The sequence below is a fragment of the Bradyrhizobium sp. Crot121 genome (assembly GCF_059512385.1).
The window spans coordinates 22,976-39,538 of the sequence record NZ_JCAMOR010000051.1 but is presented as its reverse complement, the minus strand read 5'-3'; the positions used below and the strand labels follow the sequence as shown (position 1 = coordinate 39,538).

The window sequence follows — 16,563 nt, the reverse complement described above, 5'->3', positions numbered from 1 at the left end:
TCAGGTGACGAGCGTGAGCGCCGCGTGCCAGCCGAGGCCGTCAACGGTCGTCGTCCGCGGCTTGTATTCGCATCCGACCCAGCCGCGATAACTAATCGCGTCGAGATGACGGAACAGGAAGGGGTAGTTGATCTCACCGGTGCCCGGCTCGTTGCGACCGGGATTGTCAGCGAGCTGAATATGCGCGATGCGCGCCAGGTGTTTTTGCACGGTACGGCCGATGTCACCCTCCATCACCTGCATGTGGTAGATATCATACTGGATGAAGAGATTGCTCGAGCCCACGTCGGCGATGAGCTGCGCCGCCTGCTCGGTGCGGTTCAGGAAGAAGCCGGGGATATCGAGCGTGTTGATCGGCTCGACCAGGAGCTTGATTTGCTCCTTGGCGAGCGCGTTGGCGGCAAAGCGCAGATTCTTGACTAGCACCTCGTTCAATTCGAGCGGATCGGCGTCGCGTGGTGCGATACCGACCAGGCAGTTCAATTGCCGGCAATCGAGCGCCTTGGCGTAATCAATGGCGCGGAAGACACCGTCGCGGAACTCCTCGACACGATCGGAAAAGATCGCGATGCCGCGCTCGCCTGCCGCCCAATCGCCGGCGGGGAGATTGTGCAGGACCTGGATCAACCCGTGCTTATCAAGCTGCTCGCGCAGCTCGGCTCTATCGAAGTCATAGGGGAACAGATATTCGACGCCATTAAAACCGGCGGCTTTGGCGGCGGCGAAGCGCTCGAGAAACGGCAATTCCCCGAACAGCATCGTGAGATTGGCAGCAAATTTCGGCACAATCAAACTCCTTACTCGGCGGGCAACAATTTGCCGGGCTGACGTGCGTCAACGCGCGGCGGCACCTCGTCCAGCGGCAGATCGAGCAGTTCCTCGAATTCCACGACGTTGTCGATCTCCGTGCCCATCGAGATATTGGTGACACGCTCGAGGATGAACTCCACCACCACCGGCACGCGATACTTCGCCATCCATTCGCGCGCGGTCGCGAACGCCGCCTGCGCATCATTCGGATCGGTGACTCGGATCGCCTTGCAGCCGAGGCCTTCGGCGACCGCGACATGGTCGACGCCGTAAGAGCCGATCTCCGGCGCGTTGATGTTCTCGAACGACAATTGCACCTGGTAGTCCATGTCGAAGCCGCGCTGCGCCTGGCGGATCAGGCCGAGATAGGAATTGTTCACGACGACATGGATGTACGGCAATTTGAATTGCGCGCCGACCGCGAGCTCCTCGATCAGGAACTGGAAATCATAATCGCCCGAGAGCGCGACGATTTCGCGCTCCGGATCAGCGGCGCGCACGCCGAGCGCGGCGGGGAGCGTCCAGCCCAAGGGGCCCGCTTGACCGGCATTGATCCAGTTGCGCGGGTGATAGACACGCAGGAATTGCGCGCCAGCGATCTGCGACAGTCCGATCACGGTGACGTAGCAGGTGTCGCGGCCGAAGGTGCGGTTCATCTCCTGATAAACGCGCTGCGGCTTGATCGGCAGATCGTCGAAGTGGCTCCTGCGCAGCATCGTGCGCTTGCGGTCCTGGCATGAGGCCGGCCACGCCTGCCGCTCGCGGAGCTTTCCGGCTTTCCGCCATTCCTTCGCAACGCTCACGAACAGCTCAAGCGCTGCCTTGGCGTCGGAGACGATCCCAAGGTCCGGATTGAACACGCGGCCGATCTGCGTCGGCTCGATATCGACATGCACGAAGGTGCGGCCCTTGGTGTAAGTTTCAATCGAGCCGGTGTGCCGGTTGGCCCAGCGGTTGCCGATGCCGAGCACGAAATCCGATTGCAGCATGGTGGCATTGCCGTAGCGGTGGCTGGTCTGCAGCCCGACCATCCCGGCCATCAACACGTGATCGTCGGGAATTGCGCCCCAGCCCATCAGCGTCGGCACCACCGGCACGTTAATGGTCTCCGCGAAGTTCACCAGCAGTTCGGATGCATCAGCGTTGATAACGCCGCCGCCGGCCACGATCAGCGGCCGCTCGGCCATGTTCAGCATTTCCAGCGCGCGCTCGATCTGCGCGCGCGTCGCGGTCGGCTTGTAGACCGGCAGCGGCGCATAGGTCTCATCGTCGAATTCGATCTCGGCGAGCTGCACGTCGAGCGGCAGATCGATCAGCACGGGACCCGGACGCCCCGAGCGCATCAGGTGAAACGCCTGGCTGAACACGCGCGGCACGAGGCCGGGCTCGCGCACCGTGACCGCCCATTTCGTCACCGGCTTTGCGATCGACTCGATATCGATGGCCTGGAAATCTTCCTTGTAGAGCCGCGCCCGCGGCGCCTGTCCGGTAATGCAGAGGATTGGAATGGAATCGGCGATCGCCGAATAAAGCCCGGTGATCATATCAGTGCCCGCGGGCCCCGACGTGCCGATGCAGACGCCGATATTGCCGCATTTGGCGCGGGTATAGCCCTCCGCCATGTGGGAGGCGCCCTCGACGTGGCGCGCAAGGATATGCCGGATTGAGCCGCGCTTCTTCAGCGCCGAATAGAGCGGATTGATCGCCGCGCCGGGAACGCCGAACGCGCAATTGACCCCTTCCTTCTCCAGAATACGCACCGCCGCATCGACCGCCCGCATCTTCGCCATCTCGCGCCTCGCTGATGTTGCATCGGCGCGATGATCACGGGAGCGCTCGACGATCTCAACGACGCTGATTTTGTTTCCCACGATACGGAATGAACGGTGAAAAACCGCGCCAGATCAAACGATTGGATCGCCGATGGAATGAAAGCATGCGACAGCAGCGGAAAGAATGCCAATTTGGGGGAACGATTCAATCCCATTGTCAACTTGCCTCACTATGTTGATCCATCTTGCTGGAAGATGGCCGGGCCGGAGCAAAGCCCGGATGTCGTCGTACGCACACGCATCCTCGCTGTTATCGATTATCTGAGCCGTATTCAGCAAAAGTAGCAACCGACGAGCATCAGATTACTTGCTCCCGGCCGAGAGCTCGTTCGTTCGACGACGGTGATTTAAGAGCGCTGAAGTCAAACTCAAAAGCGAATACCGCCTTCCAACCACCGCATCTATTCGCTTCGCTGGCCCCCGTTCTTGATAGCGAGCGAGGTTTCGCACCATTTGGCGATCCGCAGCAGCTTCAGGTTTTCGCCGAATGGCGCGACAAGCTGGATGCCCATGGGCAGGCCGTTCGGCCCGATGCCAGCGGGCAATGCGATCGCCGGAACCCCGAGAGTTGTCCAAGGCACGCACAGGCCAGGGTCGCCGGTATCAGACAATCCTTCCGGCGCTTCGCCAGTTGCTGCGGTCGTGAGAACAGCGTCAAAACCTGCGAGCGCGCGGGTAAAGTCGGCGCGCAGCGCAAGCTGCTTGGCGCGGGCGGAAATATACTCGGTCGCGGAAATCGGCGCGCCGCGTTCGACAAGGGCCTGAAGCCGGGCGCTGGTCTTGTCCGGGAAACGTGTGACCAGATCACCGAAATTCGCGGCCCCCTCCGCGCCGCAGAGCGTAGCGGAGAGCGCCGGCAGTTGCTCGAACTCCGCAGGCAACGCAAACGGCTCGACGATCGCTCCGGCATCTCTGAAGAGAATGGCGACTTGCGCGAGCAACGTGCTTTGGCTTTCGTCCAAGGGCGGCGTTGCCGCCGGACGAAGCCACGCTATCCGCGGCGCGGGAAAAGGATCGACGCCTTCAGGAGAAATCTGGAACGGCGCCTGCGGAGAAGCACCGGGGCCGCCCGCCAGCAGCGCCAGCAGATACGCGGCGTCATCCACACTGCGGGCGAACAGGCCGAGGTGGTCCAGGGACTGAGAGAGCGGATGGACGCCCTTCAGGCTGATGGTGCCAAAGCTGGGTTTTAATCCCACCACACCACAATAGGCGGCAGGTCGCAGGATCGAACCCAGCGTCTGCGTGCCCAGCGCCGCTTGCACCGAGCCGCTTGCAACGGCTGCCGCAGAGCCGGACGATGAACCGCCGGGCGTATGCCTTGGATTCCACGGGTTGCGGGTGGGGCCGGGTTCGCGCCACGCGAATTCGGTGGTGACCGTCTTGCCGAGAACTGTTGCCGAGAGATCTTTCAGGCGGCTGACCACCCAGGCATCCTCATTCGGCTGGTGATCCGCATACACCGGCGAGCCATAGGTGGTCGGCATATCGGCCGTGTCTATGAGATCTTTCACGCCTATTGCGACGCCTGCAAGTGGTCCATTTCCCGCTGAAACGATCGGCGGTTTGGACGGCAAATAAGTGAAGGCGCGAAGGTCGGGTTCGACAGCCGCGGCGCGCGCGTGGCTGACCGCAATCAGGTTCTGCGCTTGTGCCGAGCCCCCCGCGATCATGCGGACGATTTCGACGACCCCACAGTGGTCTTGCGCGAAGTTCATTTCCGGATGGACCTGTAACCGAGGTGAGAAAGGTCTAAAGGCAAACGGCTCCGGGTTCAGCCCGAAGCCGCGGCGACGAAGGTCGGCGACGAAGATCAGCAAAAGCTCAGTTCGTGGATATCGCCTTTTCGATATAGGTTCTTGGAACAAAGGTCTTGTAGTCAGGCTGGGCGGCGAGATTGCCGAGCGCGATCTGCGTCTCGAGCGCAAGCTTCAGCGCGTCGGGCGTGATATCGACACTGGTGGGGTAAACGTTGTCGGCAAGCATGCGCTTCACCGCCGCTTCCACCACGGCAGGCTCAAGATTCGGGAATTCCTTCTGAGCGATTTCCACCGTGCGCGCCTCGTTCTTGTGCATGAAACGCACCGCCATTTCGAGGCCATTGGTCAGCCGCTGCGCAAGGTCCGGATCGACATCGTTGCGCGCGGTGATGGTAGAGAAGGCATAGGCGCCGTACAGTTTCGGGAAGCCGACCACCACCTTCATGCCCTTGGCTACCACCTGGTCGAGGCCGGGCTCGTACATGACCGCCACTTTGGCCTGGCCGGCAACGAAGGGGCCGGGCTCGGTGCCCAGCGGAACCTGGATCATCTCCACGTCCTTGCTGGCGTCCATGCCGTTTTCCTTCAGCAGCTTGATGAACAGCGAGGTGCTGGTGGTCGGCATCAGGCCAGTCACGATCTTCTGTCCCTTGAGATCTTTCACACTGTCGAACTTGAAGTCGGGCGTGGCGGCGATCCATACCGCGGCGCCATTCACGACGTTGGCGATCGTGTTCACCGGGGCGCCCTTGGACGCAGCGATAGCTGTCCATTCGGGTCCATGAAGCGAGAATTGCGCACTCTTGGAGATCACGGCCGAGAGAGCAACGCTTCCGGAGCCGGCGCTCTCCTTGTTGAGATCAAGCCCCTGCTTCTCGAAAAAGCCCTCGTTCATGCCGACGTAGAGCGGCAGGTATAGCAGCGATTGAAACGCCTGAGAAATGGTCGCCTTCTTCATCTCGGCGGAAGCCGGCCCTGCTGCGGCTATGCCGAGCGCAAGAGCGAGGGCAACGGAAAGAGTGCTCAATTTCGGAATTCGCCGTCTCATTTTAGAAGTCTCCTGACAGAAGATCAAACGTTGATCTGCGTGCCGCCCTGCTGTTGCTTCCAGGGAAGCAGCCAATTCTCGATGACCTCGACCAAGTGGTAGAAAAGAAAGCCAACGAGCATCAGCGTGAACAGGCCAGCCCACACCGTATTGAGATCGTAAAGACTCGAGGCCACGTAGATGACGTGGCCGAGACCATGCTGGGAAGAGATGAATTCCCCCACGACCGCGCCCACCAGGGCGAAGCCGATATTGATCCGAAAGGTGGCGATGATCGCGGGCAAGGTAGAGGGCGCGATCACCCGCTTGAAGATCTGCTGCTTGGACGCGCCCATAGAGAAAAGCAGCGCCTGGAGATCCTTGTCCGCGTCCTTTGCCGCCTGGTAGGCGGTGATCAGAGCGACGATGGAGGTGAGCGAGATCGCGAGCGCGACCTTCGATAGCAAGCCGGTGCCGAACCACAGGATGATGATCGGCGCCAGCGCGATTTTCGGCACCGAGTTGATGGCCGCGATGAACGGTTCCACCAGCCGCGCCACGAACACCGAGTACCACAGCGCAAGGCCGATGACCGAACCGATCACGGTACCGAAGGCAAATCCCAGGATTGCCTCGAATATTGTGTAACCGGTGTCAGTGAAAAGAGAGCCGTTCGCGATGGAGCCGATGAGGTTGCGCAGAACGCCGCTCGGCTGACCAACGAGGAAGCCCGACAACCATCCCCATCGCACCGCCGCTTCCCACAGCAGGAAGAAACCGACAACGGCAAGGATCTGAAGAGCGCTCCGCCCGATAAGAGAATCGAACACATTGCGGCGCTTTTTCTCGCGTGGGCGAGCGAGCGCCGCGTTTTTTACAAGTTGGGCCGTTTCCGTCATGCACTCTTCCTGGTCTGGATGTCGAGCTCCGCGCAGAGCGTGTGGAAATAACCGGAGAAGCGCGGATCGCTTCGCGCCGCGATCGGCGAATGTTCGTTCAACGCGATGTCGTGAACGGCCTTCACGCGCGCCGGACGTTGACTGAGCACCACCACGCGCTTGGAAAGCGCCACTGCCTCATCGATGTCATGGGTCACGAGGATCACGGTCTTGTGAAAGGTTTCCACCGCCTCCATCAGAATGCCTTCGAGATACAGCCGCGTCTGATAGTCGAGCGCCGAGAACGGCTCATCGAGCAGCAGGATGTCGGGATCGAGCACGAGAGTGCGGATCAAGGCCACGCGCTGACGCATGCCGCCGGACAGCATCTTGGGATATGAGTTCTCAAAGCCGGAAAGACCGAACGTGCTGAGATATTCCCTCGCGGTATCCAGAGCCCGTTTTGGATCGACGCCCTTGGTCTCAAGGCCGAGCAGAACGTTGTCCAGCACTGTACGCCAAGGAAAAAGCAAGTCCTTTTGCATCATATAGCCCACGCGACCGCGCAAGCTTTCCACTTCCTGGCCGCGATAGAGCATGACGCCATCATCGGGATCCACGAGGCCGGCGATAATATTGAACACCGTCGTCTTGCCACAGCCGCTCGGGCCAATGATGCTGACGAAATCACGCTCATGGATATCGAAGGTTAAGCCGTCGAGAACCTGCGTCGCTGCTTCCTTTCCAGGAAAGCTCTTACGGATGCCGTTCAAACGAAGTTGCACTTTGGGCGATGACATGGTGTCTCCTGTCCACCATGCACTTCAAGCAACCACCGTGCCAAACGCGACGGCATAAGTGCGCAAGAAATTGCGCTGTTGAGCGTGCGTTCCGTCAGGATGTGCTTCTTGCTGCCTTCGATTCGAGCACGTGCTGCCTTTTTGCAGCCAGCGCATTTTGCCCTCTCAGGCTGTCGCGCACGAATGCTGAGATTCCGTATCGCAGTGTCTCCAGACAGCCATTGTGCGCTTCAGCGGAACGGAGTTCGTCCGCTCCAGCCGCCAGCTCAGACGTCAACCCTGCTCTGCTCTTGCGAGCACATCTAGGTGAACAAATCGGCTCAGTTCAATCGCAGCTCCGTGATGTGCCGCGGATCCGGGCTCAGCTCATTGCGCTCCACGCGCTTGACGAGGTCGGTCAGCACGGCATTGGCCGTGCAGGACAAGCCGATCTTCTCGCCCTCGCGCACCACGAAACCGTTGAGGAATTCGATCTCGGTGCGCCGGCCTTTCTGCATGTCCTGGCCCATCGAGGGACGCTGCTCGGATGAAGTGCGCTTGCCGTCCTTGAAGCGCTGCTCGTCGCACGCGCGCATCGCCGTCTCGTCGCCTTCTCCGGCACGCGCGATCGTCTCGGGCGGCAGGTGCAGGATCTCCTCCAATTGATAGCCGAGCGCCTGACCGACGCGGATCGCTTCGCTGCCGAGCCGGGTGGAGAAACGGCGCATCGGTTCGCTCTGCAACATGTCTCCGCCCGATAGACCCGTGCAGGCCGAGAGCCCATTGCCCATGACGTTGGCGACCAGTTTCGACCAGCGCTCGCCCCAGAGATTGCCGGTGACTTTGGCGCTGTCGGAATAGCCCACCAGACGGCAGATCTCCTCCGCCCGTGCCGTGAGACGGCCGTGCACTTCACCGGCGCGAAATACGGTGTGCGCCGCCCCGCCCTTGCCGGCGCCTCGGTGGATATGGCCGGGCTCAGGCAGGTTGACCGTGATGCTGCTGGCAATGCATCCGAGCGTCTTGCCCCAGCCGACGATACCGGCAATCGTCTCTTCATTCATGCAGTTCTGCAGCGACACGACATAGCCGTCCGGCGCCAGATACTGCTGGACCAGCATGGTGGCCCAGGCCGTATCGTAGGATTTCATGCAGACGAAGGCGATGTCGACCGGCTTCTCCTTGGCGAGCTGCTGCGCGTCGGTGACGTGCAGCGCGCGCACGCGAACCGAGAATTCCGCGACGTCCCTTGCGTGGGTGACGCGCAGTCCGTGCTTCCTCATGTGGTCGATGTGCTCAGGCCAGGGATCGATGAACGTCACGTCCTCGCCCGCCTGCACCATATGGGCACCGACATACCCGCCGACGGCACCAGCCCCGACGATCGCTATCTTCCGACCCATGCCAAATGCACGCGTCGCGCCGCAGGGCGGCGTCGGCGTCATGACGGCTGAACGATCAGTCAGGCTTCGTCGCAGGCATCACGCCACCGAGCGCAACTGTCAGCTCGGCGGCCACCTCGCGCACGGTCTGGCCGAGTGCGGCCAGCCTATCGTCGGTCAGGCGGCTGGTCATGCCTGATACCGAGATCGCCGCGAGCGGCTCGCTGCAATCGTTGTAGACGACGGCGGCGATGCAGCGCAGCCCCATGCAGGCCTCCTCGTCGTCGACGGCGTAGCCTTGGCGGCGGACGCGTTCGAGTTCCCTGAACAGGTCGCTCGGCCGCGTGATCGTCTTCTCGGTCAGGCGCGGCATGCCATGATGGCGGATGATCGCGCTGACGTCCTCATCCGAATATGTCGCCAGCACCGCCTTGCCGACGCCGGAGGCCACCATCGCCACGCGACCGCCGACCTTGGTCAGCGAACGCATGATCTCGCGGCTCTCCATGCGGGTGAGCACGACGATGAACTCGTCGTCGACCACGGCGAGGTTGGCGGTCTCACGCGTGAGGTCGCGCAGTTTGCGCAAATAGGGAACTGCCTGGGCGGTGAAGTTGCGGCGCCTCGCAAAGGTGGCGCCGACGGTGAAGCTGCGGGCGCCGACATGCCATTTCGATTCGGTGCGGTCGAATTGCACGAAGCGGCGGCTTTCGAGCGTTGCCAGCAGACGATGCACGGTCGAGGTCGACAGCCCCGTGCGGATCGCAAGATCGCTCAGGCGGTAGCCTTCGTCGTCTTCGGCGAGCGTCTCGATGATCGAGAGCGCGCGGTCGACGGATTGTACGCCGCCGTCGCGGCTTTCGTAATCGTCGGTGGTGGATTTCGGCGCAAGCGCCTTGCGCCGGATCACGTCCCTCTTCATCGCGACCTGCTTCAGCCGTTGCGGAAGACGCGTTCGCTATCGGATTCGCCAGTTTGTTCGGTCCCTGGACCGAAATGCCGCTCCGGATTTCTCCGAAGCGGCATTTTCACATTCGTTACAGCAGGCCAGCGCCACGCGCCCATTTGTACTTGGCCCCTAACACCTCGACAGGCAGTTCGGTCGAATAGGCATAGGCCGGAATGCCATGCTGGTAGAGATATTCGGCGGCCTCCTCGACCTCGACGTCGCCGGCGAGCGAGGCCACCATCGGCTTCAGGAAGCCCTTGGCCTCCATCTCCTTCTTCACTTCGACCATGTTGCGCGCGAATACCATTGGCGGCGTCACGATGGTGTGCCAGTAGCCGAGGATCAGCGCGTGGATGCGATCATCGGACAGACCGAGCTTCACCGTGTTGACATAGGTGATCGGCGGCTCACCACCGGTGATGTCGACGGGATTGCCGGCGGCGCCGAACGGCGGGATGAACTTGCGGAAGGCAGCATCGAGGTCCGGCGGCATCTGCATCAGCGACAGGCCGTTGTCGACCACGGAGTCGGACAGCAGCACGCCCGAGCCGCCGGCGCCGGTGATGATCAGCACGTTCTCGCCCCTGGGCGTCGGCAGCACCGGCACGCCACGGGCGAATTCGAGCAGTTGCCGCAAGCTGCGGGCGCGGATCACGCCGGACTGCTTGAACACGTCCTCATAGATCTTGTCGTTGCCGGCGAGCGCGCCGGTGTGCGACGATGCAGCCTTGGCGCCCGCCGAGGTACGGCCGGCCTTCAGCACGATCACCGGCTTCTTCTTTGAGACCCGCTTGGCGGCTTCCGCAAAGGCGCGGCCGTCCTTCAGGTCTTCACAGTGCTGCGCGATCAAATTGGTGTTCGGGTCCTGCTCGAAGAAGGCGAGCAGATCGTCCTCGTCAATATCGGACTTGTTGCCGAGGCCGACGATCGCGGAAACGCCCATCTTCGCCGAACGCGAGAAGCCGATGATCGCCATGCCGATGCCGCCGGATTGCGATGACAATGCCGCATGGCCCTTGACGTCGTAGGCCGTGCAGAACGTCGCGCACAGGTTAGCCGGCGTGTAGTAGAAGCCGTAGATGTTCGGCCCCATCAGGCGGATATCGTACTTCTTGCCGACCTCGACGATCTCGGCCTGCAATTCAGGCGCGCCGGCTTCGGCAAAGCCGGACGGGATCAGCACGGCGCCGGGAATTTTCTTCTCGCCGCATTCGGCGAGCGCACCGGCGACGAATTTCGCGGGGATCGCGAACACGGCGACATCGATCACCCCTGGCACATCCTTGACGCTCTTGTAGGCCTTGTAGCCGAGGATCTCGGGCGCCTTCGGGTGGATCGGATAGATCTCGCCCTTGTAGCCGCCGTTGATGAGGTTCTTCATCACGGAGTTGCCGATCTTGCCGTCTTCGGCGGAGGCGCCGATCACGGCGACCGCCTTCGGCTGCATGATGCGGTTCATCGCGGCGACGATTTCCTCGGTGGGTCGCGGCGCCGGGCGCGGCTTGTAGTCGAAATCGACGACGATACGCACGTCGGCGGCGATCGCGTCCTTCTTGGTGGCGAACACGGGATTGAGGTCGAGCTCGACGATTTCGGGGAAATCGCTGACCAGCCGCGACACCTTGACGATGACGTCTGCGAGCGCCTCGCGGTTGACGGGATCCCCGCCGCGCACGCCCTTGAGCATCTCATGCGCCTGGATGCCGTCGAGCATCGACAGCGCGTCTTCCTTCGTCGCGGGCGCGAGGCGGAAGGTGATGTCCTTCAGCACTTCGACCAGCACACCGCCGAGGCCGAAGGCGACCAGCTTGCCGAACGAGCCATCGGTGATCGAGCCGATGATCACCTCGGTGCCGCCGCCCAGCATCTGCTGGACCTGCACGCCCTCGATCTTGGCGTCGGCCTTGTACTTCTTGGCGTTGGCGAGAATCGTCTCAAAGGTTTTCTCGGCGTCAGCCGCGGTCTTGACGCCGACCACGACGCCGCCGGCCTCGGTCTTGTGGAGAATGTCCGGCGAGACGATCTTCATCACCACCGGGAAGCCCATGCCGGACGCGATCCGCGCCGCCTCGGACGCCGACTTGGCGACGTCCTCCTTCGGGACCGGGATCGCGTAGGCATCGCAGACCAATTTGCCCTCCGGCGCCGTCAGGCTCGTGCGCTTGTCCGCTTTGACCGCATCGAGAACCTTGCGGACTGCATCCTTTGAATTTGACATCGGCTTCCTCCCAGGACAAATTTGATGGCATTTGGTATGCCAGAAGCCAAAAAGTCAAGCCGGTCTTCTCTCGCCTGATGCAGAAAACAATGGCAACTTGACATTCTGGTATTTGGCATGCCAAAAACCTGATGGTATTTCTTCTGCTAAGAAGACGTCTCCGAAACGGAGGAGACGAGTCGTGGCAACACCTAAGGAAACCAAGGCACCGCCTGCTATGGCTGAGGCAGATATTGCGATCGTCAGGATCGCGCCAGAGACGAGCTTCAAGAACAAGGCTTATGAGGCCTTGAAGGAAGCTATTCTCAAGATGGACATCTATACGACGCCCGAGCCGGTGATGCTCGACGAGCGCGCCTTGTCCGAGCGCCTCGGCGTCAGCCGCACCCCGATCCGCGAAGCGATCGCCATGCTCGAGCAGGACGGTTTCGTCAAAACCGTGCCGCGCCGCGGCATCGTCGTGGTCCGCCGCACCAAGACCGAGATCGTCGACATGATCCGCGCCTGGGCCGCGCTCGAGAGCATGGCCGCACGGTTGATCACGACCACCGCGCGCAAGAAGGACATCACGGCGCTGCGCGACTTCTTCAAGGATTTCAACAGCGACCGCCGGCCGGAAGATCACATCGAGGAATATTCCAAGGCCAACATCGCCTTCCATCAGGCCCTGATCTCGCTGTCCGAGAATCAGGTCCTGGTCGATATGACCAACGACATCCTGTTGCATGTGCGCGGCTATCGGCAGCTCACGATCGGGCGGAAGGATCGCACCGCGACATCGCTACCCGAGCATCTCGGCATCATCGAGGCGCTCGAGGCGCGCGACACCGAGCTCGCGGAAAAGCGCGCGCGCGACCACACGCTTGGCCTTGCCGCTTACGTCGAAGCGCACGGCCAAGAACTGTTCACTTAACAAGAACTTTTCACTTAAAGCGTCACTCAGAAGACGACGAACTCGTCCGAACCAGAAAAGCCAGAGGGAGACCAAGGCCCATGCTAAATACTGCCACCAAGACGACTGAAGCACCGGGCACGGAACAAGAGCTGACGGACGGATTCCATCTCGTCATCGACGCGCTGAAGCTGAATGGCATCGACACCGTCTACGGCGTGCCGGGCATTCCGATCACGGATCTCGGCCGCATGGCGCAGGCGGCGGGCATTCGCGTGTTGTCGTTCCGCCATGAGCAGAACGCAGGCTACGCGGCTGCGATCGCGGGCTTCCTCACCAAGAAACCCGGCGTCTGCCTGACGGTGTCGGCGCCCGGTTTCCTCAACGGCCTCACCGCGCTCGCGCACGCCACCACCAACTGCTTCCCGATGATCCTGGTCTCCGGTTCCTCGGAGCGAGAGATCGTCGACCTGCAGCAGGGCGACTATGAGGAAATGGACCAGCTCGCGATCGCCAAGCCGCTCTGCAAGGCGGCGTTCCGCGTGCTGCATGCGCAGGATATCGGCATCGGCTTTGCCCGTGCGATCCGTGCCGCGGTGTCCGGCCGTCCCGGCGGCGTCTATCTCGACCTGCCGGCAAAACTGTTCTCGCAGGTGATGAACGCCGAAGCCGGCCAGAAGTCGCTGGTGAAGGTGATTGATGCGGCGCCGGCGCAGATCCCTGCCCCGTCGGCGGTCAAGCGCGCGCTCGACGTGCTCAAGGGCGCCAAGCGTCCGCTGATCATCCTCGGCAAGGGCGCGGCCTACGCGCAGGCTGATGACGCGATCCGCAGCTTCGTCGAGAAGAGCGGCGCGCCGTTCCTGCAGATGAGCATGGCCAAGGGCCTCCTGCCCGACACGCATCCGCAATCCGCAGGCGCCGCCCGCTCGACGGTGTTGAAGGATGCCGACGTGGTGATGCTGATCGGCGCCCGCCTCAACTGGCTGCTCTCGCATGGCAAGGGCAAGACCTGGGGCGACGCGCCGAAGAAATTCATCCAGGTCGATATCGAGCCGAAGGAGATGGATTCCAACGTCGAGATCGCAGCTCCCCTGGTCGGCGATGTCGGCTCCTGCGTCACTGCTTTGCTCGAGGGCATGGGCGGCAACTGGCCGGTGGCGCCCGCCGACTGGACTACAAAAGTCAACGCCAAGCGCGACGAGAACGTCGCCAAGATGGCGCCGAAGCTGATGAGCAATGCCTCGCCGATGGATTATCACGGCGCGCTCGGCGTGCTCCGCACCGTCATCAAGGAGCGGCCCGACGCCATCCTCGTCAACGAAGGCGCCAACACCCTCGACCTCGCCCGTGGCGTCATCGACATGTACCAGCCGCGCAAGCGGCTCGATGTCGGCACCTGGGGCGTGATGGGCATCGGCATGGGCTATGCGATCGCAGCCGCCATCGAGACCGGCAAGCCGGTGCTCGCGGTGGAAGGCGACAGCGCCTTTGGTTTTTCGGGCATGGAGATCGAGACCATCTGCCGCTACGACCTGCCCGTCTGCGTCGTCGTCTTCAACAATGACGGCATCTATCGCGGCACCGACACCAATTCGGCCGGCGCCGATCCCGCCACCACGGTGTTCGTGAAGGGCGCGCGCTACGACAAGATGATCGAGGCGTTCGGCGGCGTCGGCGTCAACGCGACCTCGCCGGATGAATTGAAGCGTGCCGTCAATGCGGCGATGGACTCCGGCAAGCCGACGCTGATCAACGCGGTGATCGATCCGGCGGCGGGTTCGGAGAGCGGCCGCATCGGCAATCTCAATCCGCAGAGCGTTCTGAAGAAGAAGTAACGGATCAACTGAACGGCGTCATTCCCCGCGAAAGCGGGGAATCCAGTAGCCGCCGAGCTATCGTGAGGCGAACACTGAGCCCGACTGAATCGATGGTGATTACTGGATGCCCGCCTTCTCGGGCATGACAGCAACAGGTAGTAACAAGGAGAGGACAGATGACTAAGGCGCTTACGGGCGTTCGCATTCTCGATTTCACCCATGTCCAGTCGGGACCGACCTGCACCCAGCTCCTGGCCTGGTTCGGCGCCGACGTGATCAAGGTCGAGCGCCCCGGCGTCGGCGACATCACGCGTGGCCAGTTGCAGGACGTCCCGAACGTGGACAGCCTGTATTTCACCATGCTCAACCACAACAAGCGCTCGATCACGCTCGACACCAAGAACCCGAAGGGCAAGGAAGTCCTGACCGCGCTGATCAAGAAGTGCGACGTGCTGGTGGAGAATTTCGGCCCCGGCGTGCTCGACCGCATGGGCTTTCCCTGGGAGAAGATCCAACAGATCAACCCGCAGATGATCGTGGCCTCGATCAAGGGCTTTGGCCCCGGTCCGTATGAGGACTGCAAGGTCTATGAGAACGTCGCGCAGTGCACCGGCGGCGCGGCCTCGACCACCGGCTTCCGCGACGACGTGCCGCTCGTCACCGGCGCGCAGATCGGCGACAGCGGCACCGGGCTGCATCTTGCGCTCGGCATCGTCACCGCCCTGTTCCACCGCACCAAGAGCGGCAAGGGCCAGCGCGTCACCGCTGCGATGCAGGACGGCGTGCTCAACCTCTGCCGCGTCAAGCTGCGCGACCAGCAGCGCCTCGCCCATGGCCCGCTCAAGGAATACAGCCAGTTCGGTGAAGGCATTCCGTTCGGCGACGCCGTGCCGCGCGCGGGCAATGACTCCGGCGGCGGCCAGCCCGGGCGCATCCTGAAGTGCAAGGGCTGGGAGACCGATCCCAACGCCTACATCTACTTCATCACGCAGGCGCCGGTCTGGGAGAAGATCTGCGACGTGATCGGCGAGCCCACCTGGAAGACCGATCCGAACTATGCCAAGCCGCCGGCCCGCCTGCCGCGGCTGAACGAGATCTTCGCGCGCATCGAGCAGTGGACCACGACCAAGACCAAGTTCGAGGCGATGGAGATCCTCAACCAATACGACATCCCCTGCGGCCCGATCCTGTCGATGAAGGAACTCGCCGAGGACCAGTCGCTGCGCGCGACCGGCACCGTGGTCGAGGTCGACCACCCCACCCGCGGCAAGTATCTGTCGGTCGGCAACCCGATCAAGCTCTCGGACAGCCCGAGCGAGGTGCTCCGCTCGCCGCTGCTCGGCGAGCACACCGACGAGGTTCTGCGCCAGGTGCTGGGCTTCAGCGATCACCAGGTCGCCGAGATCCACGACTCCGGCGCACTCGACCCGCCGCAAAAGCAGGCGGCCGAGTAAGAAGGCCATCAAGCTGGACACAAAGGCCGCCGGGGACCCCCGGCGGTCTTTTTGCCATTTGGGATGCCTGATAACTGATCTATGCTGCATTGCAAAAGGCGGATGCTGCTATGCAAACAAATGCGTTGCTGCTGGCATCTGGTATACATAGATTGTCCCCAGATCACGAAGCGGTAGTTCCGCTGCAACTTCAGAAGGGGACATGATGTCCAAGACCGCTTCCATCGCAATTTCGGCCCCGACCTCGCTGTGGGGACGTTTGCTGGCCACGATCGATCGGCTGCTGATGAAGAGCGCCGAGATCTCCATCCGCAACGGCGACCTCCCGCGCTTCGGCCTCTAAGGCTTCGCAGCGATGCCAATTCCGGCGCCAACGCCGTCGAGGTAGCGCCGCCGAGAACCACATTTTCTTTGAACGAATGGCCCCTGCTCCGGGGCCATTTCTTTTTCTTCCGGAATGACCGGTGACGGCCCAACTGCGACAAAGTAGCTCGGAAAGTGGTCCACCACGCCGATTGTTTGCAAGCTGGTATGTCGCATACCTTAGAGTAGTACGCTAGCCGACAACAACCAGCCTGAGGGCGTCAGTCCGGCGCAAGAGGCCAAGGGCGATCTAACCTTCCCGGCTCCTCCAGGGGATCGAGCATTATTCGAAAGAAGCGGATGCCGCGCCTGAACAGCCCTCATACAGTTCCAATCGGCAGCACGATCGTAACAGGTGATCGATCACCGGAAAGACGCCCTATGACCCGAAGCACGTGATCG

The 16,563-nt window shown here is 62.1% G+C and carries 14 protein-coding genes; 5 read left to right on the top strand and 9 right to left on the bottom strand.

Annotated elements, in window-relative coordinates; translation table 11 throughout:
- Both hyi and gcl read right to left on the bottom strand, forming a co-directional pair.
- On the bottom strand, positions 1-786 hold the full coding sequence (gene hyi / locus AC5ZGW_RS31930) for a hydroxypyruvate isomerase (RefSeq protein WP_130227151.1): 786 nt from the start codon (positions 784-786) through the stop codon (positions 1-3).
- 11 nt (positions 787-797) lie between these two features.
- A complete protein-coding gene (gene gcl, locus AC5ZGW_RS31925) occupies positions 798-2,600 on the bottom strand; it encodes a glyoxylate carboligase (RefSeq protein WP_130227150.1) in 1,803 nt (600 codons plus the stop codon).
- Positions 2,601-2,696: 96 nt separating this feature from the next.
- Here gcl and AC5ZGW_RS31920 point away from each other — a divergent pair, with 96 nt between their 5' ends.
- Positions 2,697-2,927, top strand: a complete 231-nt coding sequence (locus AC5ZGW_RS31920) for a hypothetical protein (protein WP_130227149.1) — start codon at positions 2,697-2,699, stop codon at positions 2,925-2,927.
- Positions 2,928-3,043: 116 nt separating this feature from the next.
- Here AC5ZGW_RS31920 and AC5ZGW_RS31915 read toward each other — a convergent pair whose 3' ends face one another.
- The 7 genes from AC5ZGW_RS31915 to AC5ZGW_RS31885 all read right to left on the bottom strand — a co-directional run bounded on the left by AC5ZGW_RS31915 (position 3,044) and on the right by AC5ZGW_RS31885 (position 11,635).
- Complete coding sequence (locus AC5ZGW_RS31915; RefSeq protein ID WP_130227148.1) at positions 3,044-4,462, bottom strand: amidase; 1,419 nt, start codon at positions 4,460-4,462, stop codon at positions 3,044-3,046.
- A gap of 4 nt (positions 4,463-4,466) precedes the next feature.
- Positions 4,467-5,450, bottom strand: a complete 984-nt coding sequence (locus AC5ZGW_RS31910; RefSeq protein ID WP_130227147.1) for an ABC transporter substrate-binding protein — start codon at positions 5,448-5,450, stop codon at positions 4,467-4,469.
- 23 nt (positions 5,451-5,473) lie between these two features.
- A complete protein-coding gene (locus AC5ZGW_RS31905) occupies positions 5,474-6,328 on the bottom strand; it encodes an ABC transporter permease (protein WP_130227146.1) in 855 nt (284 codons plus the stop codon).
- Complete coding sequence (locus AC5ZGW_RS31900; RefSeq protein WP_130227145.1) at positions 6,325-7,107, bottom strand: ABC transporter ATP-binding protein; 783 nt, start codon at positions 7,105-7,107, stop codon at positions 6,325-6,327. Before AC5ZGW_RS31900 ends, AC5ZGW_RS31905 begins: the two co-directional genes overlap by 4 nt.
- Before the next feature lie 320 nt (positions 7,108-7,427).
- Complete coding sequence (locus AC5ZGW_RS31895; protein ID WP_165435302.1) at positions 7,428-8,489, bottom strand: ketopantoate reductase family protein; 1,062 nt, start codon at positions 8,487-8,489, stop codon at positions 7,428-7,430.
- A gap of 55 nt (positions 8,490-8,544) precedes the next feature.
- Positions 8,545-9,390, bottom strand: coding sequence for an IclR family transcriptional regulator (locus AC5ZGW_RS31890; protein ID WP_028167406.1), 846 nt, complete (start codon positions 9,388-9,390; stop codon positions 8,545-8,547).
- 115 nt (positions 9,391-9,505) lie between these two features.
- Positions 9,506-11,635 carry an acetate--CoA ligase family protein gene (locus AC5ZGW_RS31885; protein WP_130227143.1) on the bottom strand — a complete coding sequence of 710 codons (2,130 nt, stop codon included), beginning with the start codon at positions 11,633-11,635 and terminating at the stop codon, positions 9,506-9,508.
- Between the two features lie 217 nt (positions 11,636-11,852).
- Here AC5ZGW_RS31885 and AC5ZGW_RS31880 point away from each other — a divergent pair, with 217 nt between their 5' ends.
- The 4 genes from AC5ZGW_RS31880 (at position 11,853) to AC5ZGW_RS31865 (ending at position 16,141) form a co-directional block, all read left to right on the top strand.
- Positions 11,853-12,548 carry a GntR family transcriptional regulator gene (locus tag AC5ZGW_RS31880; protein ID WP_210384870.1) on the top strand — a complete coding sequence of 232 codons (696 nt, stop codon included), beginning with the start codon at positions 11,853-11,855 and terminating at the stop codon, positions 12,546-12,548.
- 80 nt (positions 12,549-12,628) lie between these two features.
- The gene (gene oxc / locus AC5ZGW_RS31875; RefSeq protein ID WP_130227142.1) at positions 12,629-14,362 is read left to right on the top strand and encodes an oxalyl-CoA decarboxylase; all 1,734 of its coding nucleotides are present in this window, start codon (positions 12,629-12,631) and stop codon (positions 14,360-14,362) included.
- A gap of 158 nt (positions 14,363-14,520) precedes the next feature.
- Positions 14,521-15,798, top strand: a complete 1,278-nt coding sequence (gene frc, locus AC5ZGW_RS31870) for a formyl-CoA transferase (protein ID WP_028167402.1) — start codon at positions 14,521-14,523, stop codon at positions 15,796-15,798.
- A gap of 202 nt (positions 15,799-16,000) precedes the next feature.
- Entirely contained in the window at positions 16,001-16,141 is a 141-nt protein-coding gene (locus AC5ZGW_RS31865; protein WP_160168903.1) for a hypothetical protein, read from the top strand.
- Positions 16,142-16,563: the final 422 nt, after the last annotated feature.

Coding starts and splice junctions, on each gene's coding strand:
- gcl (WP_130227150.1), bottom strand. CDS start 2,600: ATGGCGAAGATGCGGGCGGTCGATGCGGCGGTGCGTATTCTGGAGAAG.
- AC5ZGW_RS31910 (WP_130227147.1), bottom strand. CDS start 5,450: ATGAGACGGCGAATTCCGAAATTGAGCACTCTTTCCGTTGCCCTCGCT.
- AC5ZGW_RS31905 (WP_130227146.1), bottom strand. CDS start 6,328: ATGACGGAAACGGCCCAACTTGTAAAAAACGCGGCGCTCGCTCGCCCA.
- AC5ZGW_RS31900 (WP_130227145.1), bottom strand. CDS start 7,107: ATGTCATCGCCCAAAGTGCAACTTCGTTTGAACGGCATCCGTAAGAGC.
- AC5ZGW_RS31895 (WP_165435302.1), bottom strand. CDS start 8,489: ATGGGTCGGAAGATAGCGATCGTCGGGGCTGGTGCCGTCGGCGGGTAT.
- AC5ZGW_RS31890 (WP_028167406.1), bottom strand. CDS start 9,390: ATGAAGAGGGACGTGATCCGGCGCAAGGCGCTTGCGCCGAAATCCACC.
- AC5ZGW_RS31885 (WP_130227143.1), bottom strand. CDS start 11,635: ATGTCAAATTCAAAGGATGCAGTCCGCAAGGTTCTCGATGCGGTCAAA.
- AC5ZGW_RS31880 (WP_210384870.1), top strand. CDS start 11,853: ATGGCTGAGGCAGATATTGCGATCGTCAGGATCGCGCCAGAGACGAGC.
- oxc (WP_130227142.1), top strand. CDS start 12,629: ATGCTAAATACTGCCACCAAGACGACTGAAGCACCGGGCACGGAACAA.
- frc (WP_028167402.1), top strand. CDS start 14,521: ATGACTAAGGCGCTTACGGGCGTTCGCATTCTCGATTTCACCCATGTC.
- AC5ZGW_RS31865 (WP_160168903.1), top strand. CDS start 16,001: ATGATGTCCAAGACCGCTTCCATCGCAATTTCGGCCCCGACCTCGCTG.